20 protein-coding genes are annotated in these 26,101 nt (G+C 39.1%); 10 read left to right on the top strand and 10 right to left on the bottom strand.

All coding sequences use genetic code 11. The annotated features are described in order from the left end of the window. Window positions 1-127: 127 nt before the first annotated feature. Both Q0779_RS12970 and Q0779_RS12965 read left to right on the top strand, forming a co-directional pair. The gene (locus tag Q0779_RS12970; protein ID WP_298773145.1) at window positions 128-1,471 is read left to right on the top strand and encodes an ATP-binding protein; all 1,344 of its coding nucleotides are present in this window, start codon (window positions 128-130) and stop codon (window positions 1,469-1,471) included. 42 nt (window positions 1,472-1,513) lie between these two features. Then, complete coding sequence (locus Q0779_RS12965) at window positions 1,514-2,044, top strand: response regulator (protein WP_298773144.1); 531 nt, start codon at window positions 1,514-1,516, stop codon at window positions 2,042-2,044. Between the two features lie 68 nt (window positions 2,045-2,112). Here the strand turns inward: Q0779_RS12965 and mnmD are convergent, their stop codons facing one another. The 4 genes from mnmD to Q0779_RS12945 all read right to left on the bottom strand — a co-directional run bounded on the left by mnmD (window position 2,113) and on the right by Q0779_RS12945 (window position 7,214). Next, window positions 2,113-2,796 (bottom strand): tRNA (5-methylaminomethyl-2-thiouridine)(34)-methyltransferase MnmD, encoded by a 684-nt coding sequence (gene mnmD, locus Q0779_RS12960; protein ID WP_298773142.1) that lies wholly within the window; start codon window positions 2,794-2,796, stop codon window positions 2,113-2,115. 156 nt (window positions 2,797-2,952) lie between these two features. Further along, window positions 2,953-5,376 (bottom strand): hypothetical protein, encoded by a 2,424-nt coding sequence (locus tag Q0779_RS12955; RefSeq protein ID WP_298773141.1) that lies wholly within the window; start codon window positions 5,374-5,376, stop codon window positions 2,953-2,955. 212 nt (window positions 5,377-5,588) lie between these two features. Then, window positions 5,589-6,092, bottom strand: a complete 504-nt coding sequence (locus Q0779_RS12950; protein ID WP_298773139.1) for a CesT family type III secretion system chaperone — start codon at window positions 6,090-6,092, stop codon at window positions 5,589-5,591. Window positions 6,093-6,344: 252 nt separating this feature from the next. Beyond that, window positions 6,345-7,214 carry an SMP-30/gluconolactonase/LRE family protein gene (locus tag Q0779_RS12945; RefSeq protein ID WP_298773138.1) on the bottom strand — a complete coding sequence of 290 codons (870 nt, stop codon included), beginning with the start codon at window positions 7,212-7,214 and terminating at the stop codon, window positions 6,345-6,347. A gap of 440 nt (window positions 7,215-7,654) precedes the next feature. Here Q0779_RS12945 and Q0779_RS12940 point away from each other — a divergent pair, with 440 nt between their 5' ends. The 3 genes from Q0779_RS12940 to Q0779_RS12930 all read left to right on the top strand — a co-directional run bounded on the left by Q0779_RS12940 (window position 7,655) and on the right by Q0779_RS12930 (window position 11,322). After that, entirely contained in the window at window positions 7,655-8,905 is a 1,251-nt protein-coding gene (locus Q0779_RS12940; RefSeq protein ID WP_298773136.1) for an MFS transporter, read from the top strand. 108 nt (window positions 8,906-9,013) lie between these two features. After that, window positions 9,014-10,234: an MFS transporter gene (locus tag Q0779_RS12935; protein ID WP_298773135.1), complete on the top strand. Its 1,221-nt coding sequence runs from the start codon at window positions 9,014-9,016 to the stop codon at window positions 10,232-10,234. 128 nt (window positions 10,235-10,362) lie between these two features. Continuing rightward, window positions 10,363-11,322: a DMT family transporter gene (locus Q0779_RS12930; protein ID WP_298773133.1), complete on the top strand. Its 960-nt coding sequence runs from the start codon at window positions 10,363-10,365 to the stop codon at window positions 11,320-11,322. A 62-nt stretch (window positions 11,323-11,384) separates the two neighbouring features. On the opposite strand, the gene Q0779_RS12925 is transcribed toward Q0779_RS12930, so the two are convergent. From Q0779_RS12925 to Q0779_RS12915, 3 genes are all read right to left on the bottom strand, one after another. After that, a complete protein-coding gene (locus tag Q0779_RS12925) occupies window positions 11,385-13,445 on the bottom strand; it encodes a bifunctional 2',3'-cyclic-nucleotide 2'-phosphodiesterase/3'-nucleotidase (RefSeq protein ID WP_298773131.1) in 2,061 nt (686 codons plus the stop codon). 212 nt (window positions 13,446-13,657) lie between these two features. Further along, a complete protein-coding gene (locus tag Q0779_RS12920; RefSeq protein ID WP_298773130.1) occupies window positions 13,658-14,122 on the bottom strand; it encodes a hypothetical protein in 465 nt (154 codons plus the stop codon). Window positions 14,123-14,418: 296 nt separating this feature from the next. Further along, window positions 14,419-16,473: a TonB-dependent receptor gene (locus Q0779_RS12915; protein ID WP_298773129.1), complete on the bottom strand. Its 2,055-nt coding sequence runs from the start codon at window positions 16,471-16,473 to the stop codon at window positions 14,419-14,421. Window positions 16,474-16,754: 281 nt separating this feature from the next. On the opposite strand from Q0779_RS12915, the gene Q0779_RS12910 reads away from it, so the two are divergent. After that, complete coding sequence (locus tag Q0779_RS12910) at window positions 16,755-17,945, top strand: DUF3103 family protein (protein WP_298773127.1); 1,191 nt, start codon at window positions 16,755-16,757, stop codon at window positions 17,943-17,945. A gap of 191 nt (window positions 17,946-18,136) precedes the next feature. Here the strand turns inward: Q0779_RS12910 and Q0779_RS12905 are convergent, their stop codons facing one another. Further along, a complete protein-coding gene (locus Q0779_RS12905; protein WP_298773125.1) occupies window positions 18,137-18,880 on the bottom strand; it encodes an SDR family oxidoreductase in 744 nt (247 codons plus the stop codon). A 176-nt stretch (window positions 18,881-19,056) separates the two neighbouring features. On the opposite strand from Q0779_RS12905, the gene Q0779_RS12900 reads away from it, so the two are divergent. Together Q0779_RS12900 and Q0779_RS12895 are read left to right on the top strand one after the other, a co-directional pair. After that, window positions 19,057-19,884, top strand: coding sequence for a LysR family transcriptional regulator (locus Q0779_RS12900; RefSeq protein WP_298773124.1), 828 nt, complete (start codon window positions 19,057-19,059; stop codon window positions 19,882-19,884). Window positions 19,885-20,057: 173 nt separating this feature from the next. After that, the gene (locus Q0779_RS12895) at window positions 20,058-20,984 is read left to right on the top strand and encodes a hypothetical protein (protein WP_298773122.1); all 927 of its coding nucleotides are present in this window, start codon (window positions 20,058-20,060) and stop codon (window positions 20,982-20,984) included. Between the two features lie 32 nt (window positions 20,985-21,016). Here the strand turns inward: Q0779_RS12895 and Q0779_RS12890 are convergent, their stop codons facing one another. Both Q0779_RS12890 and metJ read right to left on the bottom strand, forming a co-directional pair. Beyond that, window positions 21,017-21,748: a sulfite exporter TauE/SafE family protein gene (locus tag Q0779_RS12890; protein WP_298773121.1), complete on the bottom strand. Its 732-nt coding sequence runs from the start codon at window positions 21,746-21,748 to the stop codon at window positions 21,017-21,019. A gap of 125 nt (window positions 21,749-21,873) precedes the next feature. Beyond that, window positions 21,874-22,188: a met regulon transcriptional regulator MetJ gene (gene metJ, locus Q0779_RS12885; RefSeq protein ID WP_298773119.1), complete on the bottom strand. Its 315-nt coding sequence runs from the start codon at window positions 22,186-22,188 to the stop codon at window positions 21,874-21,876. A 208-nt stretch (window positions 22,189-22,396) separates the two neighbouring features. On the opposite strand from metJ, the gene metB reads away from it, so the two are divergent. Continuing rightward, a complete protein-coding gene (gene metB, locus Q0779_RS12880) occupies window positions 22,397-23,557 on the top strand; it encodes a cystathionine gamma-synthase (protein ID WP_298773117.1) in 1,161 nt (386 codons plus the stop codon). A gap of 118 nt (window positions 23,558-23,675) precedes the next feature. After that, window positions 23,676-26,069, top strand: a complete 2,394-nt coding sequence (locus tag Q0779_RS12875) for a bifunctional aspartate kinase/homoserine dehydrogenase II (protein ID WP_298773116.1) — start codon at window positions 23,676-23,678, stop codon at window positions 26,067-26,069. The last annotated feature ends 32 nt before the right edge of the window (window positions 26,070-26,101 follow it).

Below are 26,101 nucleotides of genomic sequence, written 5' to 3'. Positions count from 1 at the left end.
GCGTACCAGTGTTAAATAATGGCATAGGTCGCGATTTGTTGATAAATCCCTCACTAATTGTCTTACAAATGATATTCTTTGTTTTATTTAGTGATCTTCAGTCATCTTGTATTAGGTAGGTTTCGTTGTGAGTTTAAGGGCATTATTACACACTCAAAAAGTGTTTGATCAATTGATCATATTGCGAGCTTTAGGGCTGCTCTTGAAAGTGGGGTTAACTTTTTTTGCTAGTAGTACCTTTGGCTTGTCATTAGAGCGCCCTGAATTAATGTGGGTGCTTTCCATTGAAGCTTTATATTTACTGAGTCAGTTTTTATTCAAAAGTCATTACTTAGGGTCTAGGGCACTATTTTTAGGGCTGTTGTTTGATACGCTATTTTGGATTGCTTGGCTGTATTTCTCAGGAGGTGCGACTAACGCCTTTATTTCCTTGTTATTATTGCCTATTGCTGTCTCTGCCGTTCTGTTACCTCAATGGGCTGCTTGGCGTCTCACTTTTGTGTCAACTTTAGCTTATACCTTGATGATTTTCTTTGAGCCGGAAAGAGCGATGGCAGTTCAGGGGATGAATATGAGCTCACATTATTTAGGTATGTGGTTTAATTTTGTTATTTCATCTTTAGTATTAACGATTTGTGTAGCATTCATTGCGCAAAGGCACAGAGAGAAAGAGGCGGAATTAAGTGTGATGCGTGAAGCGCAGCTTCGGCAAGAGCAATTATTAGCGTTAGGTATGTCATCTGCGCAAATGGCACATCAATTAGCGACACCTTTATCAAGTTTACACTTACTGGCTGATGAAGTCAGTGAGGCTTTGCCACACCAGCCAATTGTTGTTGATGAAATGAAAGCGGCTTTGGAGCGTTGTGAGCATATATTGGCTGATTTACGATTAGCGACTGAATCAATCAGGCAGCAAAAACAAGTCGTATTCAGTGCTGATGAATTAATAAAGCGTTTGCAGCAACAATTGCTTTTATGGCTTCCTGAGCTCACTCTGAACATTCAGTTTGATAAGGGAGTGAAATTGGATGAAAAAATTAATGCGGATACTTGCTTATTGCCAGTATTAATTGCCTTAGTGGAGAATGCAGCTCATGCGAGTCAGCAGCATTTTGATGATGACCTTGTTAATCCTATGCGTCATATTAACACTAAAGATCACCATAGTGATCGCAAGGTTGAGGATGCACAGCGGGTCGATATTAATATTCATTATTTGGCAGCAAAACAAGCTTTATCCATTGTTATTCGGGATTATGGAGCCGGTATACCGAAGAGCTTGATTGAGCAATTAGGGCATAAAATGCTTGAAAGCACTAAAGGAATGGGGATAGCGTTATTGTTGAGCCATGCAAGTTTAGAACGGTTAGGTGGCTGTTTGTTGTTATCTAATCATGCAGAGGGGGGCGCGATAGCAGAAGTGCAACTGCCTATCTTGTCAATGTCTGCGGAAAGTAAGCTTGACTAAGATGACACTGATGAAAGCACAAACAAAAATTGAGTGAAGCTGATGCCTAAATTATTGATTATAGAAGATGATGTTCCTTTGGCGGCGATATTAATGCGTCGCTTAAGTCTTCATGGCTTTGAATGTCAGACATGTAATAGTGCGAGTCAAGGATTATTGCAGGCGCGTCAATTTAAGCCAACTCATATTCTGTTAGACATGAAACTTGAAAATGAAAATGGCCTGAAATTAATTTCTCCTTTAAGGCAGTATTTACCTAACGTTGTGATGGTATTGCTGACAGGGTATGCCAGTATTGCGACGGCTGTTGAAGCGATTCGTCAAGGCGCCGATAATTATTTGGCTAAACCTGTTGATACGCACACTTTACTCAGTACTTTGTTGCAAGAACAAATGCCGCTTGCCTCGAATATTGTAGAAGAAGCCCCATTGAACCCTAAAAGGTTAGAGTGGGAACATATTCAGCAGGTGCTAACGGCTAACAACGGTAATGTATCGGCTACAGCCAGACAATTGGGCATGCACCGACGCACTCTGCAACGCAAGTTAGAAAGAAAACCCCAAGCGTGCTGAAGGTAAATATCTTGTGTATAGGATATTGCCAAAATTCTCAAAGGAGTCCTAAAAGACTGGCGTGGGAACTACTCTTTCCATGCTCTCGTCATTTCACGGCGACCTAGTGCGCCAGGATAAGCTTTAACGGTAAAGCCTGCTGCTTTTAAGTTACGTTTAAATTGCCCATTGGCACAGTATGATACCAGCATGCCTGTTTTTTCCATGAGCAGGATTATTTTATCAAAATTATCCTGTGTCCACAGTTCAGCTTGCTTGCTGGGAGCAAAGGCATCGTAATAGATTAAATTGAAATCATGTTTACTTGTTTGAAAATCTTGTAATTTTCCATGGGTTTTATGCAGGGTAAATCCCGGTATAATCTCAACATCACAATCCCAAGGGGCGCGATGTAACACATCGAACAAATGAGCGAGTTCTGTTGAAAGCTGATGTTTATAGTTGAGCTGACTGACTATCTCTATGGGCAGCGGGTAGGCCTCGATACTCGTATAATAAATAGGGCGCCCAATTTTTCCTGTTGAGGCCAGTGCGCTTTGTAGCGTCAAAATGGCGTTCATACCTGAGCCAAAGCCTAATTCTAAAATATTCACTTGTTTAAAATGCGTGTTAAGTGCATTAAAACCTGCGTCAATATACACATGTTGAGATTCACTCATGGCACCATTATGGGCATGATAGCTGTCATCAAATAATGAACTCATTAATGTGTGGGAGCCATCTTTAGTTAATTGGATTCTAATCTCATTCATACTGCTAGGGCTTTAGTTGATTAACATCGAATCGATTTTAGCAAAACTAAAAAGAAAACTCACTGAACAGCACTTTTGAATATCAAGCGGGTGAGGGGCATAGAGGAATGGATAGTGAGGTGGACGTTGAGCCTGTCAGGCTCAACGTGTTAAGTATTAATTAATGCTTTTTTTTTCAACGAGTGGGGGGAGATGGTACCCATTTAAAAAGGCTTGTTTAGCGGAGTAGCCTTCACTTTTAGGAAGTTGATCGGAATGACTCTTGCTGCTACTGAAAAATGAACGTTCAGAGGATACTTCTTTTCTTTGTCCTTGTTTATTGGTTCCTATTTCGTCTATTATTTTAACTTGATAATCAACCCATCTTACAAAACTTTTATCTTTATAAATGTCATTGTTTTTAGTTTCACTTGTTAATATTTTTGCAAGTAATTCCACCATGAGTACTTGTTGTCGATTGCTTAATGTTTCAAACTTCTCAAGGCTCACTAAAGAACGGAATCGACTTTGCTCTACAGGTATTAATGGATGAGCTGAGTTTTTTTCTATAGCTTGGTTTAGTTGCATGAATAATTGATGTTCACGATAACGATTAGATTGTTTTAGTATACTTTCTTCATGAGTTGTGGTGCCAAGGCTGATGGTGCTATTGCTGGTTGATGAGTTTTCACTTGGTTCGAAGTTAATACGTGGCTGCTTGAGCGATATTGTTGAATTGTCAAAATGGTTTCGTTTGGCTAATTGTTCTCGTTTCATTTTCTCAACAAGTTTTTTGGTATCACCTGGTTTCCAGTTTCCATAATCACCATAGATATCATCATTACTCTGATTACGATTTAAATTACTCAGCCCAAATTTATTCATCGGCTCTTTTGACTCTTTTTTTGGTGGTGTAGGGTTTTTGTCTGAATAATGGTTGTCTGTTGCATAAAGCATTTGTAGAAAGGGATTACAATGGCCTTTTAAGTTCCATATTAAGTTTCTGCCTTCATCAAAACCTGGAGCTGCAAGACCTGCGAGACGATAGGTTTTACCTGCATTCAAGGGGACATCCCACCCAAGCAATTGCTTGGTGGCTTGTCCTAATAATCTGAGCCCATATTGGGTAGATAATGTATCGTGTTTATGGTTTAGCTGAATAATTTCAGTTTCTTTGGATTTTAGATAATTGTAATGCATGCCGACATACTTTTGTACGCCTTTGCCCATTTGCTCAGAGTTTGAACATACCGCTTTTGTTTCCGTTTTTAATGCTGCGGCTTGGGCCATTAAGCCACCTCTGGAGTGACCAACGTGACTAAGCTTGATAGGTTGTTCTGAAGATTTATTATAATGATTAACGATATTCTTTAAAATATTACCCAAAGCGACGGCTTGCTTGATGCTAGGGGGAACACCGCCAAACCAGTTTGCTGTATTACTGGCTGTTTGTTCGATATTAAATTTATTTTCTAAGAAAGATATTTTCTCATTCAATGAATTTTGTATGCTCTCGAGTACTTTTCTTTGCTCATAGAAAGGAAGCGAGTCTTTCTTCATGCTGTCTAAAAGTTGCTTATTTTTTTCTTGTTGTTTTACTTCTTCTGGAGTTGGTAATATTTTTTTAAATGCTTTTAATTCGTTTTTTGCGATATCAAGCTTTGTTGAGTGATCTGATATCTCCTTTTCAATTTGTTCTTTGGAGGTAGTATTATCTTTATCTTTTAGCGAATCATGCAATTCTTTTATCGCCAGCTTTAGATTAGTTATCTTACTTTCTAATGGGTAATTTCGATTGAGGGCGTTTTTTAAGTGAGTGATGTTTGTTTCTAGCTCTGTGATTTTGTCATCGATCAACTCTAATTTTTTATCAATAGGAGCGAGCAATGCATTTTGTTTTTCTAGCTGCTCAATGACATGGTCTTGATTTAAATATTGATTATTACCTATACCCGTACCACCATGAGAGACAATAAGTTCTTTATTTTTTGTATCATAGAGTAACGCAAAAATGTTGCCAGTATTTTCATCAATAAATTGACCATGAGTATCGAGCAATTTAGTTATCTCAAGAGGGAGGGCCTTTATAATGGCTTGCAGTTCTTTAGGTGCTCCTTGCTGATTGTCTATTGTTACTGGAATGAAGTTCCATTGTTGTTCTTGCTTTAACTGTAGCTGATGTGTACTTTCTTGTAATTTTTGAACTTGTTGCTCTGGGAGCCCGAAGGATTTATGATTTGTAATCAAATGTTCAGTGCCATCGGATAAAGCTTGTTGATTGGACAGTAGGTAAGGTTCTCCATGGCCAACATATTGCATTGCAGCTGCGTAACGTAAGTTATCTGTGGCCAGTTGTTTATCACCAATTTCTGGTTTTAAGCACCTATCCATGGTGATATTAACCAGTTCTTTTGGAGTGGCTCTGAAACAATTTGCCACTGTGTTAGCAAGCAGTGTTATACCAGTGCTAATGGCTCTGAGTAGCGGTTTAATGACTGGTAACGGTATCATTGAATAAGTATATTTAGCTGTATCTTTTAAGCCTTCTTTAGTGGTGAAACAAGCGTAAGTTTTCTCTTTAAGATAACGAGAAAGCGTCATATCTTCATTGTTATTCGTCGTCTCTTCTTTACCTATTTTATCAAACCATGCCAGATCTTCAGTGGATAAATCTGACGTAATGATATCTGTTGTCGGATTTGATTGTAGGGGATGAGATGTCAATGGACTTTGTGGAAGTGGGAGATTTGATGCAAAGTTAGTCATTGATATTCCTATAATAATAGTGAACTTAATTTATTTAATCGTTTTTATCAAACAATTTTTAGAAAAGAGGCTAAATTGATCGGCATTGACGCTTCTTTGAGAGGGGCTTGAAGAGGAAATTCAGTATCAAGTTTTTGAAGTTGATTACTGAGTCCCAATTTTTTACGAATTTGTGCTAATGCATAACGAGCTTTACCGAGTAAGCCTTCAATATCATTAGGTGTGAGTTGTGTGATATTGTAAAAGTGGCAAAGTAATACTAGTTGTTTATCATCATCAATAGAAAGGTTGCCATTTAGCATTATTGACTGTTCTTTATTGAGTTTTAGTATGTTTTCATATAATTGGTATTGATCATTCTTGTCGTCTGGGATCGGACAGATTGGGGTTGCAACGAAAAACTCTTCACTGTCATCTAATACTTGAATCATCGTTAATTCATTATCACTAAAAGGGTAGATGAGTGTATTTTCATCAAATTTCAGTTTAGTATCATATTGTTTATTAAAACGGTTAACCCATTCATGAAGGATGTTTTTAGCATTTAGCATTTCAGGTCTCTTGAAATTAAACTTTAGTAGTGGATTTCTATCACTCTATTTGGTTAACTAAATTTAATCTTCATAAAATGTAATTATCTGTCGATTTTATTATTTATTTTTGTTTTTATTTTTTTATCTATATTATACAGGTGTTTGAATTTTTTTGTTTGTAATGAGGCGTGTTAGTTTAAGTTAATGTTTTTTTGCTTTATCAAGAAAGTGAATTACATGAAGTGAGGTGTTCTCTGAAGAAAAATCAGGCTACATAAAAAATCTGTGTTCAATCATGCCTGGTGTATCAACTTGCATGGTAAACAAGCAGCCAGAATGTGGGTATATGGCGAGTTCAGTGTCGGGCCTTTCGCCTGCGCTGGTAATAAACAAGGTTTGTAAATCTGGGCCACCGAATGCGACCATGGAAGGGCAGTGGATTGGAGTGGGGATCTCTTCTAATATTTTGCCTTTGGGATTGAGTTTGACAATGCGCCCACCTTCAAATAATGCGCTCCAATAATTACCGTTAATATCGATAGCGCAGCCATCGGGCCGACCTTGTCCTATTGGAAATTCATGAAACACTCTTCGATTAGAAACTGCACCTGTTTTGATATTATAATCACATTGGTAAATCGTGTGTTTTGGACTATTCGAATAATAGAAGGTAGTGTTATCTGGGCTAAAACCTATGCCATTTACCGTCAGTAAATTATCGTAAACTAAGTTGGCTTCAAGCTCTGTATTCAGTTGCCATAAGTTGGCTGCACTTTCATCTTTTGGCGCATAATAAGAGCCACAAAAAAAACGTCCGGCTGCATCACATCGGCCATCGTTTAAGCGGTTTTGTTTTAGGTGAACTTCAGGATCGCATATTTTTTCAATTTGTGTGTGCCAGCCACTGGTTAAATAAAATCCACTTCTCATGCCTAATATAAAGCCGCCGTAGGGGCGTAAACTAAAACATCCTATTTCTTCCTTAAAGGTGAGGTATTCATCTTGGTTAGCAACGGGATCGAACCGATGTAATTGGCATCGGTTAATATCGGTCCAATAGAGCACTTGTGTTTTTTCATCCCATCTAGGGCATTCACCGAGTGCGGCTTTTGTATTGAGTGCTATGTCGATCTTTCTCATTGTTAATGACTTTATGACGAGCAGTGAATAAAGAATAGTTCAAAATGAACTGTATACCCGTGATACTTGAAGGTGCAGGATTCAGCTGGAATTAAAAGCCTTTTAGACAAGGTCATTAATTGCTCCTGCATAAATGACATTTCCATCATCCATGATGGTCAGCTTGAACAGCGTGCCTAGTCATTCTAAGCTGATGGAAAGTCAACGCAGTATAAAAGGCCTTGCTTTTACATATAAAGAGGCCAGCCCTTTGGGAGTCTGTAAAAGTGCCTACTTCTGCGTTGTATCAGCTTAAAAGGCAATAAGCATTCTTGCAATAATACGCCTTGAATTAGGCCCTTTTACAGGCTCTGAAAACAGGCATCTTCAAGTATCACGGGTATAATTTCCACTTTTTATTTTCTATACTATTATGAGTGCAAATAAATACAGGTCTTTTCATGCTAAATACTGCTTTGGCGGTACCGCATCGTTCTGTTTTGGATGCCTTACTTATTTTTTCTGTTAGTCTATGTTTAGTGGGTGTTTATTCTGGACTGATCCCTTATTCTAATTCATTAAGTGAGGTCTATAAACACACATTTCCTGTGGCTGTCACCGACGCTGTAATGCTTTCGGTTGTTTATTTAGCTGCATATAGCATATCGCTTATTCCTGCGGGATTACTCATTGATCGTATGGGCGTGCACTGGAGTGTGTTTATTTCTGCTGTACTGTTATCGGCAAGTCTCGTGCTTTTTTCTGTTTCTTCCAGTTTATGGACTTTTTTAGCGTCTCGAGTTTTGATGGGGGTTGCTTCAAGCTTTACTTTTTTATTGGCGATTATGGTGGCTAAACTGTATTTTCATGGTAAATACCTGACTATGCTAGTCGGCTTTGCTGAGCTGGTGTTCTCTTTTTCGTTAGCTGCTTCACCTTTTCTTACCATTAGCATGTCTGAATTGCTGGGTTGGCGGCAGCAAACGATTATGTTTGCGATTTTTTTAATCTTGCTCTGTTTACTTTATTTTATGTTCAAGCTTCACCGATGTCATCCCGCTTATTTAATCATTAAAGGGCACAGTAAGAGAAGTCAACAGCACGCGATGATACAATTAAAGTTTGCTTTATCGAATCGATGGTTTTGGTATGTGTTGTTGATTACGGGAATTTTTAACACACACTTTGCGCTTTATGTTCAGCTTTACGCTCCTACTTATGTACAGGTTTTATATCATGTAAGCTTTGTCGATAGCATATCGCTTAATGATATAGCAATAGCGGGTTACATGTTGAGTTGCTTAACCTTAGGAGTAAGTGAAAAGTTTTTTTCAACGAAAAAAACATTTTTTTTTGCCGCACTTCTTTCTTTATTTATTTATTCGAGTAATTTATTTTTTAATGAATACCTGCTTGATAGCTTTGTATTAAGTGGCATTAATTACTTTCTGTTAGGTTTTTTATCGGCGTACGCTTTACTGACTTTTCGTTTATATGAAGAATTAAGTGGTCACCATTTAAATGCCAGTATCAGTGCAGGCTTAAATATGTTCACTTTGCTGCCGCTTTGCTATGCTTTCCTTTACAACTGGTTGTTTTATCAAGATCCTTTGTATGAACGTATTTTTATATGGGGGACTTACGCTGTTACTGTAGTGCTGATATTTCCTGTTTTATGGCAAAAGAAAAAACCTATGTTTGTTGCTTTTTAGCGCCTTTACAGCGATGTGTCCCCCCTTTTAAGTTAAGTAAATAAAAAGATTTACTTAATGGTTTTTGGCGATTACTCTATAGTGAAATAATGTCATGGGTGTAGAGTGATGAAAGCGTATTTGGTGTTTGCTTCAGTATTATTAGTCACGGTATTGAGTACTGCAGGGATAGCACTGCCTTATCCTATTTTGGCCCCCTTATTTATGGGAGATAACATAAATAAACTTAACCAGTTTATGGGGATCTCTTCGGAGTTATTATTAGGTTTTTCGTTAGCGATTTATCCATTAGGGATCTTCATTGGTGGTTCTTTTATCGGTGCTTTATCTGACCATTATGGTCGGAAAAAACTGTTAGTTTATACACTGGTTTTTAGTGTATTTGGTTATTTTTTAACGGCTTATGCGATTACTTCTGAGGACTACTTACTCTTTATTTTTGCTCGATTTGCTACGGGTTTATGTGAAGGAAATTTATCGATTGCTAGGGCCATCGCATTAGATTTAGGGGATAAAATTGATAAAACCCGTGCGATGTCGCTGATTGCTGCGGCTTCATTTCTAGGCTGGTTAGTGGGCCCTTTAGCGGGGGGATATTTAGCCCAATATGGTGTTGAAGTGGCTTTTCAGGTTGCGGGCATAGCCGTATTATGTTGTCTCTTTTTTGTCAAGATAGTCATTACGGAAACTCATCAGGTCCAAGAGCATCATTCTGTTTTATCCTTATTAAAGTCTAATAACTCATTGGTGTTATTAAAGCAGCCTATTATTTTGAGTATTTTCATATTTCAATTTATTTTTTGTTTAGGATTGAATGCATTTTATGAGTTTTACCCTGTGTGGTTGCTGTTAGAGAGGGGATATGGTTCCAGTATGATAGGGGAAACGACGGCAATAATGACACTTTGCATGATGTTAGCAAGTGTGTTATTAGTGACTAAATTAAAAAGGTTTTTTGGGTTGTTACCCACAATTATAACCGCATTGATCTTTAGTGCCTTCTTGATGGGGATATTGCCATTATTCTCTGGCACTGGCATGTTGGTTATCTTTGCGCTAACGGGGATAACGGTCGCTATTTATAATGGTTTATTACCTGTCTATACATCGGATGTTAATCAGCATATTGGCAATGGTGCCTTAATGGGGTTACTAACGGTGACTTTTTGTATTGCTAATGCAGTGATTGCAATTTTTGGAAGCCTCGCCTTAACAATTTCAGCTGTTTTTCCTTTGTATTTAGGAGCAATTTTGATTGGCCTCTCAAGTTTATTAGTGATCAAGTTTGCTTATCAAAATACGGTTGTTTCAGCGGAGCAAAAGTGTTGATTCTTGTTTGTTAAATTGTTCTCTTTTTGTATTTTATGTCGCACTTTTAAATGTTGGCATGTGTTTTTAGTTATCAATAAGTATTCAATAACTTATCATTGTGTTTTGACTCTCTAGGAGTAGGAAGGGTGAATTTACGTTATTTTAGGTTGGGGCTTTTTTTTGCTTCCATTGCGGTATTGTTTTGGGGGATCTTGCCTATTGCCTTAAAGCTCTCTGCGAGTTTTATTGATCCTGTCTCCCTCACTTGGTTCCGATTTTTTGTGGCTTTAGTGTTCAGTTTATTTGTTCAATTATATGCTGGAAAATTAAATGAATTTAATCAGTTAAATAAGAAAGATTGGCTAATCCTATCGATGACGGCTATTTTTTCTATTGGTAATTATGTCTCAATTGTTTATTCGCTAGAATATTTATCGCCAGGAGAAGCGCAACTTAATTTTCAGACCGCACCGTTTTTTTTAGCCTTAGGTGGAGTCATATTATTTAAGGAGAGGTTAAAGCTAGTTCAATTAGCCTGTTTTGCGACATTGGCAGTAGGAATGGTTATGTTCTTTTACCAACACCTTGATTTCTCAAAAGGTAGTAATTCTCTGATTTGGTTTGGCATATCTATTGTACAGTTTTCTGCCTTATCTTGGTCATGTTTTGCCTTAATGCAGAAATTAATGAGCAAAAAATTGTCCCCTAATAATACATTGTTGTTTGTTTATGGATTTGGGACTGTGATTATGTTGCCGTTTATTTCGACTCAGTCATTTAGCCAGATGTTATTAACAGATTGGTATGTTGCGCTTTTTTGTGCTTTTAATACGGTGATAGCTTATGGCTGTTTTGCGCAAGCGATGCGGTATTGGCCTGCTTCACAAGTTGGACCTATGCTTGCATTGACCCCTATTTTTAGTTTTATAGCGACATGGGCGGTGGTGAAATGGGCTTGGTGGCCTGATATTTTCAGCAGTGATGATTTAGATTTCATAGCCATTTTAGGCATTATTATTGTGATAGGCTCTGTTATGGCTATGCAACTACTGGTGCGTTTTTATTCTGTAAGGCTAACGGCAAAGTCTGTGGTAGAACCATCTTAACAACTGAGCATTGAGGTTTGAATGAGTAAGAAAAGTGTTTTCTTACTCATTTTATTTCTGGATTACTCTGTGGTTAAGTCTATTTGATAAACCGCAAATCCTAGCTCATCTGTGCTGACTTTATTTAAGTTTCGCAATTGATATTTGTTGATAAAATCATCCGCTTTAGTACTGTCTTGAGTTTCAAAACGAATATCCAGTAGGGTGTCTGTTTCAATGGTTTTAAAACGCCAGTTATTATCGGCTGTAGAGGTGACTTCTCCATGAGTGGCGGTTTGTTGCGTAATATAACGCGCAAGCACATCTCGATTTTCATCCGGAAGTTCAAGCACAATATTTGCACTCCCAGTACCTGCAAATTTTTCGCCAAAAGCCCGGTAATTATTGGTGGCAATAATGAACTCCATGGCTGTAAGTTCATCACCTGTATAGGCATAACCACTTGCATCAGTATAAGTTAAGTCGATAATACGTTCGGCATGACTTTGCCCTGACACCAGCTGGCAATCGCTGTTGTATTTACTGGGTTGGGTGACATCTATTTGATAGGTGATGCCGTCAATCACATCAAAATTATAGGTGGGGTGCTCCCCCCAATTGATCAGTGACTGAGGGGCTTCATCATTTGAATTAATTTGGTTAAATAGGTTTGCGCTACATTCCAGCCATTCTTTTACATCAGCACCACTGACTTTCAATGCGACTAAGGTGTTGGGGTAAAGATAAAGGTCGGCTGCATTTTTATAGGTTAAATATCCTTGATTAACTTGTACATATTGTTCACTATCACTGCTTGTACTGTGGCGCCCACCGGCTTTAAAAGGGGCGGCGGCAGACAATACTGGAAGGTGACTTAATGTACTTATATTGATGATTTGTTCTTGCACTTTAGCGCGTTGTGAATCAGACACTATTTGAACGCTAGGATCATCTTGTACAAGGGAGAGAAAGCTATAGAGGTTATCTGAGGCTTTACCTATCGGCTGCTCAACAAAGTCGAGCGTGCCTAAATGATCGATTTCTACTGCCTGGCGAATATCAAGGTCTGCTTCAACCAATGGCTTATCATCTTGGTAAATAGGTCGTGATTCAGATTGGGAATTTTCAACAATCCACTTATCATCCACTCGTTTCAATGAAAGATCAATAATACCTAAATTGTCTCCCCAGCGTCCTGGCATCACTGCAGGAATGCCATTTAATGTGCCTTTAACAATATCGGTCTCGTACAAGCCTTCATATTGCTTATCAGGAAATATTGCATGGCTGTGACCAAATGCAATGGCATCAATGCCCTCAACATAAGTCAGTGCAAATGTGGCATTTTCGATGTTATTCTCTTGAGTGTTATACACAGAGCCAATACCGGAGTGTGGAATGGCGATGATGATGTCTGCGCCTTCTTTTTTCATTAGAGGTATGAATTTTTCTGCTGTTTTAACAATATCATCCACTCGCACTTTACCCTGTAGGTTTTGAGCATCCCACTGCATGATTTGCGGTGGAACAAAACCAATATAGCCGATGTTTATGGTTTGTTTATTCCCTTTATTATCTAAAACAGGTGTTTCTTTGATGAGGTAAGGAGTAAATAAATTATCGCCTTTTTGAACATTGTCCCAGCAAGCATAGGAATCACAATAAACATTGGCATTAATGTAAGGGAAATCGGCACCCTTTATCGCATTTTTTAGGAAATCTAACCCATAATTAAATTCATGATTTCCGATATTACCGACATCATAGTCGAGCGTATTCATTGCCTTATACGCAGGATGAATGTCTCCATCATTGAGTCCTTTATTTGCGATATAATCTCCCATTGGACTCCCCTGCAAGAGATCACCATTATCGACAAGGACATGGTTTTCATTTTCATTTCGAGCTTGTTCAATAAGGCTGGCGGTTCTGGCTAATCCTATTGTGGGATCATCGGCGCCGAGATAATAATTGAAATCCATGATGTTACTGTGTAAATCACTGGTCTCTAATATGCGTAAGGATACTTGTACTTCTTTGCTGCTTTCATTGTCATCATTACCTCTGCTGTAGTCATCTAACCCACAGCCAGTGATAGATAATGTTGAAGTGATCAGTGTTGCCAGTATTTTTTTATTTAACATACCCTATGTTTTTTCCTTGTACATGATAAAGAAATTGATTTCTTTGTCTCCATAATGGCTGATAATAATATCAGCCTGACTTTATCTGTTGTTTAATTATTTGTTAATTTTGGTTAATTCAATGTTTTATTTTTGAGTGGTGCATAATGAGGTGTTAAATAGGAAATAAAAAGGAGCCAAGAAAGGCTCCTTTGAATAGCTTTACATCTTGATTATCCTTTTTTAGTAAACCAAGTAATGGCTGCAAAAATGTCGTTGTAGTCATTATCGGTCCAATCTTCTCCTGCAAACTGGAATGTTTGGCTCACAGTATCTCCCCAATCACTGGTGATGGTGGCGGTATCTGAAACCACTTCGACCATGTCCGAGAAAATCACAGTATAACGTTCGGTTGTTGGGGCTATAAAATCACCGCTACTCTTGTTATTCAAGTCTTTAGAGTAAACGGTTGTTTTAGCCATTAATTCACCATCAGGACTGATAATCTTTATGCCTGGATTTCCAGCCGTTTGTGAGGTGATATACCAAGATACAGCTCTGCCTTCGACAATGGGGACTTTAAAGGTACAGGCTCTGTCTTCACAGATACTTTCAATACCGATATCAAGCTCTTCTGCAAAGGAAGTGCTTGATACACACAATAAAGCCGTTGTGGCCACGCTAGATAAAAATTTCATTGTTAACATCCTTATTAGTTCATTAGACTGATATTCTGTCTTATTAGCAGCGTTAATGATTGCTGCAGTCAATTGAGTAGCGCTTTAATATCCTGAAAGGCTACGAGTCAATTTTAGTCGCTACTGTTTGATTTTGAGTACTGATATATAGATTAATATGAAGTAATAAAATGCAATTTAGTGATAGAAAAAAGAAAAGTCCCAGAGCTTGGAGGAAGCTCTGGGAGGGAAATGAACAGTGATTGAACTTCCCTAAGATTAAGATGAACCCTATTGATTGTGAGTGGACGTGTCGATTAAAAACGGTAAGCGCCAGTGACCCAAGTCGTCAATCCCATGCCAGGCATGCGTGAACCGACTCCAATATCTGTGTTATAAACACGATTATAGCCCGCTAAATGATCTTCATATTCAGTATCAAAAAGATTATTAATACCTGCTCTGACTGTCCAACTCTCTACATCATAACCTGCAGAAATATTCATGATGGCATAGCCAGAAGTGGTTTCTTCTAGTTGGGTTTCAGAGACTTTATTTTGGGCGGCATTGGCAACACCTTCTATCCGTGCTATCCAGTTTCCTTGCTGAAAATTGAGTCCCAAATTGACTTTAAGTGGAGCGATACGATAGAGATTATCATCAATATCTCTGCGCTCGCCTCTCACATAGCTTCCAAGTAAATCAATATTCCAGCGTGTCGATAATTGGTAACTTGCGGTTAAATCCATGCCGTAAAGTAAGGCATCTACATTACTAAATTGCATTGGGTTATCATCCCCCATCATGGCAGCAACAGCGATAACATTGGCATCGGTTGCTGGGGTACCTTGAATATAGTTATCAATGCGATTAACAAATGCTCTAGGGCTAACTTTCCACTGACTGTGTTCAAAATCAAAGCCCAGTTCGAGTTGATAAGCGGTTTCTAAATCAAGATCAACTTGACCGACGTAAGTCCGTCCATCAGCCAGTCCACCTGTTGACTGCATCGGCAACCATAAATACCTTTCTTGATAGCTGGCACTGTCTTGCTTACGGGCAAGACCAATAATACCGGTCCAATCATCATTAAATTGATATTGACCATTGATGGTTAAATCGAGCCCTGTTTGCACTTGCGAACGATCGCTATTGTTGAAATCATCAACAAGCGCTTGGACGGCGGTCATGGTGTTGGCCATTGAGGTGTTAATGGTCCCTGAATTGGTTCGGTAATTTTTAACCCTACTACCAAATTGCCAATTCCATAGACCGATATCTTGTTGCCATTGAGCGAAAACACTGTAAACATCGTCTTGAATGTCGTTAAAGTTATCGATATAAAAACTGGCATTAGTGGGATCGGTTATAAGAGAATTATGTTGACTCATTCGAGCATCTAAACCAAATAACCAAGCATCTTTAGCGATGGATATTTCACTGTCAAAGCTATCACTAGTGGCACTATTGTATCGAGCACTTGAGGTATCGGGTTTATCTCGCTGGCTATAATTATCCATACCGTGATTTGCATCGCTATAGGCCATGTGCCAGTTGAGATCCCAGCTATTGATATTATGCTCTCCCTCCACTTTAAATCTGTGTGTACGAATAAAATCAATATCCATAGGGAGAGCTGGGGTGCCAGCATTATTGGTTTCTAAAAACTGATACCCAAAAGCAATGGACTCTTCATTGATGTCATTATCACTTAAATTAAGGCGATACTCGCCACCTGCCATGGTTTTTTCATAAGTTGTCGGTGCAATAGTGTCTCCGTCACCTGTAGTGACGTCTGTATTACCTTCTAACTTTTCGGCGTAAAGTAATACCGCTTGTTCTTTACTGCCTAGGTTTACTTTTCCACCTAGATTGCCTCTGTCTCCATTGGTTTGATATTGTCCAGAGACTTCGCCACTGGTTTCATCAAAGCTAGCTTTTGATTCTATCACTTCAATGCTCCCGCCTAGTGTATCAATTCCTGAGGAGACAGGCGCAATCCCTCGAGTCATACTGACGCCCTCGGTTAATATCAAACTGGCGTAACTTAATGGTGTGTCCATTGCGTTAGGGCCTGCACCCGCTAAAGATACGCCGTTAATTTGAGTGTTAACTCTATCACCATATAGTCCTCGATATTGTGCAATTCCGCTCAACGGGCCATTACCATTGACTGCGGCGCCCGGTAATTTTTTGAGTAAATCACTGGCATCAATTTGAGGAATCGATGTGGATGGGTCGGCAACGCTAAAATTTTCTTGAGGGCGGCCTTTGACTTCGATGATTTCCATATCGCCTTCGTCAGCAAAAACGGCCGAAGGGAAAATGAAAATTGTGATGATAGAAATGGATAAAGATGATAGACGCAGCATGGTAATGGCATTTTTTGGATCATTGTAAAAGTGAAGGTTATATTCTCAGTCCAAAATCTGCTTGGCAAAGCTTTATTCCTTAACTGCGACAAGCTGTCGCAGTTTTTTTGCACATCTTTGTCAAAATAGTGAACTTCTTCTTATTTTTAATGTCTGCAGGCGATATCTTGCTGAGACAAAGGTCGAATTGCATAAAGATTTTCTTATTGTTAAAAGTGATGCTTAGTTATCAATTTGTTTGTTTTGTTGTTTATTTATTAGTTAAATAAAAGGAAGTTGATATGAAGTGTTTCTCAATTGCGATATTTTCTGCTGTTTTTAGCCTAAGTCTATTCACTTTTCATGTGGGTGCGAAAGAGCAAAATACCAACAGTCTGGCTAACGATTTAAGCTCACTCTCTTTGTTAAATTCTGTAAAAGAAAATAAAAAGGCCATCGCACAGGCTTTGGCTAGAGACTACACCAATATAGAGGCAAGTATTAGAGAGTCCTTTAATGAGTATCGTTTGAGTATACCTGTTAATGAACTGATTGGATTATCGTTATCGACCGTTAGGGTCATTGGTCATTCTAGCGTTAATATCAATCGACTCAAAGGCATTGAACAGCAACTTAAGCAGAGCCCAGAGAGTATTATCCTATTACGTTTGGCTGATGACAGTATGTTGGCTCAGTTGCATGGGGGGCAGCTACCTCTATTTACTTTTGCTACAAGTAATGACGATGGAAATATAGAAGCTTTTGCTATTGATGGTGAAATGACATATTTAGATGCTTATAGTATGCCGACTCAACCTGTTTTTATTATTGAATTGAATAAAGAAAAAACAATGAAAGCAGGACTTAAAGCAATGAATGCTGTTTTTGATCAATTTGATGATCAATTTGAACAGGGCTTAGTCAAACCACTTGTTAATCAACCTCGCTCAGAGTTGATTGAGCCTTTATCTATGACGGTGATTAAAAACATTGAAGTGCAAGAAATAAAAGAATCATGGATCTCCGGACCTGCGGAAGTGTATGCGATTATTACTGGTGTGAATGCTTTAAGTGATGAGTTAATGCCAAAAATAGAGGTAGTTGAATTACCTTATTTGGATAAAGCGCAAAAAGAGTACACACCAAATCAAATTATTGTGCATTGGGATAATTATCGTTGGCAGGCCGTCGATATTTTATTGATGGAGAGCGATGATAACGTTAACTATAAAGCGTTAGCAACAGTGTTATTAGAGGTAACGGCACAAGTATTACAATTTATTCCAGAAGTCGGCGCGCAAACTGTTGCGCTTATTACGCGATTAACCAATGCGGTTATACAAGCAATGCCAGATACATTGATGACAAATGAAGATGACTTTATTGATGTTTTTTATACCATTTTTGAAGGGGAAAGTTATAGTGAACATCATGGAGCCAGTCAAAATGCCAAAATGACATTAGAACCGTTATTGATACAACCGAGAAGATAGTCATTGTCACAAAACCTGATGGGTATATTCAGGTTTTGTGTTGGCCTGTTGGCTTTTCATGATATTTAGGCCTTTATGATTTTACACTGAAAGGTACTTGTTTTCATTTTGAAAGTGATAAAAGAGAAAGATAAGCCTCAATAGCGTTATTGAGGCGAGGTACTAAGGCTATTGAAACTGGCCAATGTCAATTAAGGTTGTTGACGAGTGGCTGCAACAACGATTTCTCTCACGCAGACACTTTGGGGTTGTTCATAGGCGAATAACGCGGCTTCAGCAATGGTCTCTGGGGCAATGACGCCACCCATATCTTCTTTCCAATCGTTATAACCTGCTTTAATTTCATCATTAGTGGTATGCGATAATAAATTGGTTTCAACGGCACCGGGAGAAATCGTGATGACACGGACATCATCCATAGCAACTTCTTCGCGAATATTTTCTGTTAACCCATGAACGGCAAATTTGGTGGCGCAATAGGCGGCATGATTGGTGAACGTCTTAAAGCCTGCAATAGAACTGATATTGATAATCGTACCGGTATTACGGGCTTTCATATCGGCAAGTACGGCATGGATCCCATTGAGCACACCCATGACATTGATATTCAGCATTTGGCTCCATTCACTAGGATCTTGCACATCAGCTTGGCCAAGTAGCATGGTACCGGCATTGTTGATTAACGCGCCCACTTTTCCATATTGTGCTTCTGCTGTAGCAATAGCCTCTTTGATGGATTGAGCATCAGTAACATCAACACTGATGCATAAGCAACGGTCAAGGTCTAATGCTTGCATAGGTTCTACTCTACGTGCCAGTAACAATAAAGGGTGGCCTTTAGCATGAAATGCTTTCGCCATTGATGCCCCAATACCTGATGATGCACCAGTGATCACAATAAGGGCTTTTTCTTGATTAAGTGTGTGTGTCATCATTTGTACCTCTTAATAATGATTAATTTTTAATTTGTTGATTATTATGGTTTAAATAATATTTTAAGCATAATGCTATTGAATGAGATTGAGTATAGGCGCTTAGTCTCAGATTGAAAAATACTAATTTTTACTGGATATGATAGGCTCAGCCTATAACAAAGTTTGGAATATTATTTATGATAGATTTACGTTTGTTACGTTTTTTTATTGCGATTTTTGAGGAAAAAAACATTACCGCAGCAGCGCAGGCCTGCCATGTGAGTCAACCGTCTCTTTCGGCAGGATTAAAACAGTTAGAAGAAGAGCTAGGTGGGCCATTATTTTCTCGAAGTAAAAAAGGAGTACAAGCGTTAGACAGTGCTTCTTACCTGTATCCATTAGCGTTGAAGCTGGTGGAAGAGGCAAAATTATTACCTAAGCTATTTCAAGAGAAAGCGACGCGGCAAACATTGAAAATTGCGGTAATGCCAGACTTAAGTCAAGGGCGTTTATCGGCATTTTTGAAAACGATAGCGGCGAAGTTAACTCGACTCGATCTTGAATTAGTGGATTACAAAAGTCCTGCGGATTGTCGATTAACCTTAGATGCACTGCGTGAAGACGATGAGATTTTTTTCCCGCTTTGGGAGGAAGATTACGTACTGTGTGTGCCGACTGAGCATGAGTTAGCGAAACAAGAAAGCATTAATGCGACTCAATTACATGGCTATGACTTTATTGAGTGTCCGCCCTGTGAGGCTCATCAGCAAACCATAGGCTTACTGGCTTGTAATAATATGTCACTTAATTTAGTGGCTAAGGCTGAGTCTAAGTCTTTAGTGATGTCTTTAGTACTTGCAGGCTTTGGGATCAGTTTCTTGCCTGATGGTTTGATAGAAGATGAACCTAGATTAACGCAAGTCATGTTTGATGGGCCAAGAATGTTTCGCCGTATCGGTTTGTGTTACCCCAGTCATCAAAGTGTTGAGCCAGTATTAGCGACCTTATTAAGGGAGTTATCCTGAAGTCACGGTACGATTTCAAGATAAAATCATTTTCTTCTGCCATTAACTTAAAGGATTTTTTCTCATAGTGGCCTTTTTTGTCATAAAATAAGAAAGCATGTTTAACGTTTTCGATAAAGGTGTTGTAGAAGGGGAAGCGTTACTTTTCGCTATCATGTTCCAGGGAAGAAAAAATGATGAAATATAGCCTATTTAGGTTGTTAATTAGCGTCTTTTCTTATTTTTCATTGAGTCATATTGTTTTTGCGGGATCTACTTTTAATCAGTCTACAAATGACTTGTTGATAGAAAATAATGAGAAGGGGTTAATGCTTGCACCGCTTATTGCTTTGAATGCAAAAAACTTTCCCTCGTATCAACCCATAGTATTGTTTGGGAAGGAAAAAGAAAGTTTACAAGTCAATACTACTGTAACAATTCCCACACTATCGGATATTGAATTTAGCACTTTTGTGTACGATTATACCTTCTCTCAATCAGTGCCACAGTTTGATAGGATAATGAATACACCTGTGAATGTGATGGCTGCGACTCAGGTCAAAGAAAGGGGTTTATTGATTAATATTCCTTTATCCATTGTCAATATGCCTATCAATATTGGTGTGCTTCCCAGTGTTATACATGCTGATGTTGAGGATTTATCTTATCAGTCGGCCGTTAATCTTGATATGCAGCTTTCGATGAAACTAGCTGATAACTTGCAATTCGCTGTTTCTGGTAGTCATTTATTTTCTCGCGCTCAATTTTTAGAGACAAACTTTACTCATGAACTGGATAAAGCAAGTCTTACCATGTTAACTGCTGGTGTGGCGTATGATTGGAATACTATGCATTTTTCTACCGACATTGATTTATATCGACAGGCAGAATGGGATGATGCTCATCCAGCACAATTTTGGCGTGTTGGGGGGGATTTAAATATGTTTTCTTGGTTAGATGTTAATCTAAGTTATTATTATAATATGAAAAATAATCAGGAAAGCCTTTATTCTATGGGCTCTGAGTTTAAATTTGGAGATAAGTTTTCTGTCGATTTTTCGGGTATTTATCGTCAATCTAATCATATCGAAGGCTTGCTAAGAACCTCATATGATTTTTAAGTACTGACTTTTGAGTGATTGTTATCTCTGTTTTATCGATTTAATTCTATCAATGACTCGATGATGATAATCAATGCGCTGACTGTGCAGAGAATATGTGTGGCGGTTCGAATCGTATTTTTATTGGTGTGCTTTGCTAATTTTTTTGCCGTTAAATGGCCTAATAGTACTGCAGGCAGTAATAATAATGCGGTGATAAGATGATGGAATGTGATTAAGCCAGCAATGCCCAATATCACTATTGAAATTAATGAACTAAAAATAAAAAATGCGGATAAGGCTGCTCGAAATTGATTGGCTTCTTTATTAGCAAATAATAAGGCCATTGGCGGCCCCCCAATGGCGGCGACATTACCGAAAATACCTGACAGCACTCCAGCAATAAATAAACTGAAGCGGTTAATCGGACAATGAAATTTGAGTTTATTAAGGCCAACGGCTAGAGCGACAATGCTTCCAATGATTAAGCCTAAAATGGGTTTTGGCGCCATTAACAATAAAAATGTGCCTAATATTCCACCAGGAATACGGCCGAGTAAGGCAAATGTTAACCCTTTAAATTCTAAATGCTGCTTTGACTTTAACAGTGTTAAACAGGCAATGGTGAACCCCATGAATATCACTGGAACGGGGACCATTGTGGGATCAATCAGGTATAATAAAGGGCTGGCAACGATTGCGAGTCCAAAACCAATCAAGCCTTGTGTTAAAGCCCCGCAATAAACAATCAATAACGCAAAAAATAAAGTGTGTACTTCGGGCATATTCACTTCCTACAAATCATACAGTAAGAGTAAAAAGAGACGTTTATTTATGGTCTAGTTCAATTAAATAGTGCGGATAGAGAAAAGGTAAGGCTTTTATGAACCTTACCTCTTTCCATCTGAGGTTATTCCATTTCTTCCCATTCTATGCCCATTTCATTCATTAGGCGTTTAACTTCTGCCGGCATACTATCTGGTTTGTCTTTGGATAAATCGTCATCATTTGGCAGCGGTTGACCAGTATAAGCATGTAAAAATGCTTCACATAATAATTCGCTGTTTGTTGCATGACGAAGATTATTGACCTGACGACGTGTTCGTTCATCCGTTAATATTTTCAACACCTTTAATGGGATTGAAACGGTAATTTTTTTTACCTGTTCATTCTTTTTGCCATGTTCGGCATAAGGGCTAATATAGTCGCCATTCCATTCAGTCATTAACTCACCTAAAATTTCATAATTCGGGGCAGATTTTAACCCTTTACTAAGCACAGTCAAACTTTGCTTTTAATTTAGCGCAATTGAGGTTGGATTTCTACATGTTTAGACGTCTAAATGGCCGAAACTTGGTTGACGTTAGCGATTTGCTTAGGTACATTTAGACGTCTAGACATCTTTAAAGTTATTTGTTGATCAGGAGTCGTACATGACAGAGCAAAAGCTAGCCACATTAGCAGTGCGTCAGGGCATTGAATCTGACAAGCAGCATGGGGCAGTTGTCCCCCCTATTTACCTATCAACGAATTATTCTTTCGATGGTCATAAAAATCCGAGAGAATTTGATTATAGCCGCTCGGGAAACCCGACTCGAACCGTTCTAGGTGATGCCATTGCAAGCCTTGAAAAGGGGGAAAGTGGCATTGTGACATGTACAGGTATGGCTGCGATTACTCTAGTGGTAAGCTTGCTGGGTCCTGAAGATTTATTAGTGGTTCCTCATGATTGCTATGGGGGCAGTTATCGTTTATTTACCAATTTGGCTAACAAAGGGCAATTTAAGCTATTAGTCGTCGATCAAACTGACCCAGCAGCACTTGGTGAAGCGATTGCTCAGCAGCCTAAATTGGTGTGGCTAGAAACTCCCTCTAATCCACTTTTACGTGTGGTGGATATTGAAGCTATTGCTGCTGCTAGCCATAAAGTCGGTGCATTAGTCGCTGTCGATAATACTTTTTTATCACCTATTTTACAGCAGCCATTACTTTTAGGTGCTGATATTGTTGTGCATTCAACGACTAAATACATTAACGGACACAGTGACGTTGTTGGCGGTGCTGTTGTGGCAAAAAATCCTGAGTTGAGTGAAAAATTGCATTGGTGGTCAAATACCTTAGGATTAACGGGTTCTGCACTGGATAGCTACTTTACGCTCAGAGGGATCCGCACATTAAGTGTAAGAGTGCGTGAGCATCAAGCTAATGCACAGCGTATTCTTGCTATATTGACCACAAGTGATGCAGTGTCCAATGTCTATTACCCTGGCCTTGCTTCTCATCCTGGGCATGAAATTGCAGCAAAACAACAAAAGGGTTTTGGTGCCATGTTGAGTTTTGAGCTTAAAGGTGGTGAAGCGCAGTTGGAGGCATTTTTACAGGCATTAAGCTTGTTTTCATTGGCTGAAAGTTTAGGCGGCGTTGAAAGCTTAGTTGCTGTGCCTGCTACAATGACACACAGAGCAATGGAGCGAGAAGCGCGTTTAGAGGCTGGAGTGAAAGATACGCTAATTCGATTATCAGTAGGAATTGAAGATGCCGATGATTTGGTCGCTGATCTTCAAGCAGGCTTAGCTGCCGCAAAAGCACTTTGATCGCGTTATTGGTTTTTACTGTCAATATTGGTGATTGAGAGCTGCGTCACTGACATGGTGTGTTTACTCTTTGTAAATTGTACGCCGAATTATTTGAGTTGTTGTATAGGAGTTATCCATGGCACGTTGTCACTTACATAAATTTGGTGGCTCCAGTTTAGCGGATGCGGATTGCTATCGCCGTGTTGCGCATATTTTATTAACCCATGGTCACAGTGATGATCTTGTTGTGGTTTCTGCCGCAGGGAAAAGTACCAATTTTTTATATAAGCTATTGTCTTTAAAGGCGAGTGGTTTGCTTTGGCAAGAAGAGTTACATGATCTTATTCATTACCAGCAAGATTTAATTGAGCAGTTATTATCCAGTGGTTCAGCGCGCAGTTTACGCGAACGTTTGTCAACGGATAAAGCACAATTAATGAGTTTACTTTCATTAACAAAGTTAAGTGAATATCAAAGCCACCAAGTGGTGAGTTTTGGGGAGCGTTGGTCCGCTCGCTTGCTGGCTGCATTGCTTAGAGAGTCCAGTGTGGCTGCTATTGATGTTGATGCGCGTACCTTGTTAATTGCTGATGAGGGAGCGGTGCCGCAAATACAAGAGTCAGTGTCGCGTCAAAGAGTGCAGGCTCTTCTCGATGCTCACCCTAATGAGCGGATTGTGATTACTGGTTTTATTTGTGCAAAGGAAACCGGAGAAACATTACTACTGGGTCGAAATGGTTCTGATTACAGTGCGACATTAATTGCTCGTTTAGCAGATATAGAGAGAGTCACGATTTGGACGGATGTCGAAGGGGTATTTAATGCCGATCCGAATAAAATTAATGATGCGACACTGCTAAAAAGTTTATCCCTAGATGAAGCAGATAGACTGGCGCATTTGGGATCCCCTGTATTACATAATCGTACTTTACAACCTTTATTTGATACAGAAGTGAGTCTGGCGGTTCGCTCAAGTTATGCTCCTCATACTGACTTTACGCTTATCGCCCCCAAAAGCTCATCAGCGAGCGCCCCAGTGGTCACAAACTTGAGCAGTGTGGCTTTATTCAGTATGCAGATTAAAGGGGATTTATCGGCTTTACTGAATGAATTAAGGCAAGCTGAGCTAGCGCCTTTAGCGCATTGGTCATTGAATATGAATAAGTTGGAGTTAGCCTTTATTCATGAAAATGAGAAGCAAGCAATGGCATTGCTGGAGCGCTTACAAGGTGTTTATCAGATTGAAAATGTCTCCGTTAGGACTGATTTTGGCTTGGTGGCATTAGTGAGTGCGGATGTGCAATTGTATCGCCGTGGTTTTGCTCGCTTGTTGAGTCGAGATGCAAAAGCACTGTTTAATGATACATTGAGTTTGGTGACTTTAGTGCCGCATTCACAAGTTAACTTACTGACGCAAAAGGTGCATAGGCGTTGTGCTGGTCCTCGAAAACGCATTTGTGTTGTATTATTTGGAACGGGCAATATTGGCTCTGCTTGGATTGATTTATTTCATCAATCAAGAGAGCGCTTAAATACTGAGTTAGAAGCCAGTGTTGAGCTTATTGGTTTAGTGAGTTCGAAAAGAGCACTCATTCAAGATGAGAAAATTGCGCTAAATCAATGGCAAAACACTTTTGAGCAGAAGGCTATTGCTTGGGATTTTGAGGCGTTATTAGCTGAGTTAGATGCGGTGGAATGTGATGAGTTGGTTGCATTAGATATTAGTGCCAGTATGGCGTTAACGAATAAATATTCTGCACTTTTTGCTCGCGGTATTCATATTGTGAGTGCAAATAAGTTAGCGGGGTCGGGGCCTTTATCCTTTTATCATGAATTAAAATCACAGTTAGGTAATCGCCGACTTTTTTGGCGTTACAATGCAAGTTGTGGAGCGGGTTTGCCTGTGCAACATGCGTTGAATGATTTACATCACAGTGGCGATCGTATTCAAGCTGTGGGGGGAATATTTTCGGGAACATTATGTTGGTTATTTGAACATTTTGATGGTGTCACACCTTTTTCTCAACTTGTACTGGAAGCGAAATCGCTAGGTTTGACAGAACCGGATCCTAGAGATGATTTATCTGGGCGAGATATGCAGCGTAAGTTGCTCATATTAGCTCGGGAAATTGGTTTATCATTAGAGCTTGATGATATTACTTTGCACTCTTTGGTTCCTGAGGCACTGGCAACTTTACCTTTAGCGCAATTTCTTGAGCGTATCAGTGAGCTCGATACGTTATTGCAGCAGCAATTTGAAGCGGCTCAAGAACAGAATCAAGTTCTGCGTTATGTCGCGGCACTTGATAACGTGGATGGCTCATTAAAGGCTGAAGTACGCCTTCAATGGGTCGATGCGAGTCATGCCTATGCAAATTTGACCCCTGGGGATAATGTGTTTGTGATTAAAAGTGCATTTTATCAGGATAATCCGTTGATCATTAGAGGACCGGGTGCGGGTAGAGAGGTTACCGCTGCTGCAGTACAGTCGGATCTTGCCCATATTTGTCATGACTTATTGAAAGAGTAATTTGCTTGTCACCATTAAAGGGCCTAATGTTG

It is taken from the genome of uncultured Shewanella sp., from assembly GCF_947491715.1.
GTDB lineage: Bacteria > Pseudomonadota > Gammaproteobacteria > Enterobacterales > Shewanellaceae > Shewanella.
Note: the sequence above shows the minus strand (reverse complement) of the source record. Positions and strands in the feature narration are given on the sequence as shown.

Coding starts and splice junctions, on each gene's coding strand:
- Q0779_RS12900 (WP_298773124.1), top strand. CDS start 19,057: ATGATAGATTTACGTTTGTTACGTTTTTTTATTGCGATTTTTGAGGAA.
- Q0779_RS12895 (WP_298773122.1), top strand. CDS start 20,058: ATGATGAAATATAGCCTATTTAGGTTGTTAATTAGCGTCTTTTCTTAT.
- Q0779_RS12915 (WP_298773129.1), bottom strand. CDS start 16,473: ATGCTGCGTCTATCATCTTTATCCATTTCTATCATCACAATTTTCATT.
- Q0779_RS12890 (WP_298773121.1), bottom strand. CDS start 21,748: ATGCCCGAAGTACACACTTTATTTTTTGCGTTATTGATTGTTTATTGC.
- mnmD (WP_298773142.1), bottom strand. CDS start 2,796: ATGAATGAGATTAGAATCCAATTAACTAAAGATGGCTCCCACACATTA.
- Q0779_RS12950 (WP_298773139.1), bottom strand. CDS start 6,092: ATGCTAAATGCTAAAAACATCCTTCATGAATGGGTTAACCGTTTTAAT.
- Q0779_RS12905 (WP_298773125.1), bottom strand. CDS start 18,880: ATGATGACACACACACTTAATCAAGAAAAAGCCCTTATTGTGATCACT.
- metB (WP_298773117.1), top strand. CDS start 22,397: ATGACAGAGCAAAAGCTAGCCACATTAGCAGTGCGTCAGGGCATTGAA.
- Q0779_RS12875 (WP_298773116.1), top strand. CDS start 23,676: ATGGCACGTTGTCACTTACATAAATTTGGTGGCTCCAGTTTAGCGGAT.
- Q0779_RS12920 (WP_298773130.1), bottom strand. CDS start 14,122: ATGAAATTTTTATCTAGCGTGGCCACAACGGCTTTATTGTGTGTATCA.
- Q0779_RS12955 (WP_298773141.1), bottom strand. CDS start 5,376: ATGACGCTTTCTCGTTATCTTAAAGAGAAAACTTACGCTTGTTTCACC.
- Q0779_RS12965 (WP_298773144.1), top strand. CDS start 1,514: ATGCCTAAATTATTGATTATAGAAGATGATGTTCCTTTGGCGGCGATA.
- Q0779_RS12910 (WP_298773127.1), top strand. CDS start 16,755: ATGAAGTGTTTCTCAATTGCGATATTTTCTGCTGTTTTTAGCCTAAGT.
- metJ (WP_298773119.1), bottom strand. CDS start 22,188: ATGACTGAATGGAATGGCGACTATATTAGCCCTTATGCCGAACATGGC.
- Q0779_RS12940 (WP_298773136.1), top strand. CDS start 7,655: ATGCTAAATACTGCTTTGGCGGTACCGCATCGTTCTGTTTTGGATGCC.
- Q0779_RS12935 (WP_298773135.1), top strand. CDS start 9,014: ATGAAAGCGTATTTGGTGTTTGCTTCAGTATTATTAGTCACGGTATTG.
- Q0779_RS12925 (WP_298773131.1), bottom strand. CDS start 13,445: ATGTTAAATAAAAAAATACTGGCAACACTGATCACTTCAACATTATCT.
- Q0779_RS12945 (WP_298773138.1), bottom strand. CDS start 7,214: ATGAGAAAGATCGACATAGCACTCAATACAAAAGCCGCACTCGGTGAA.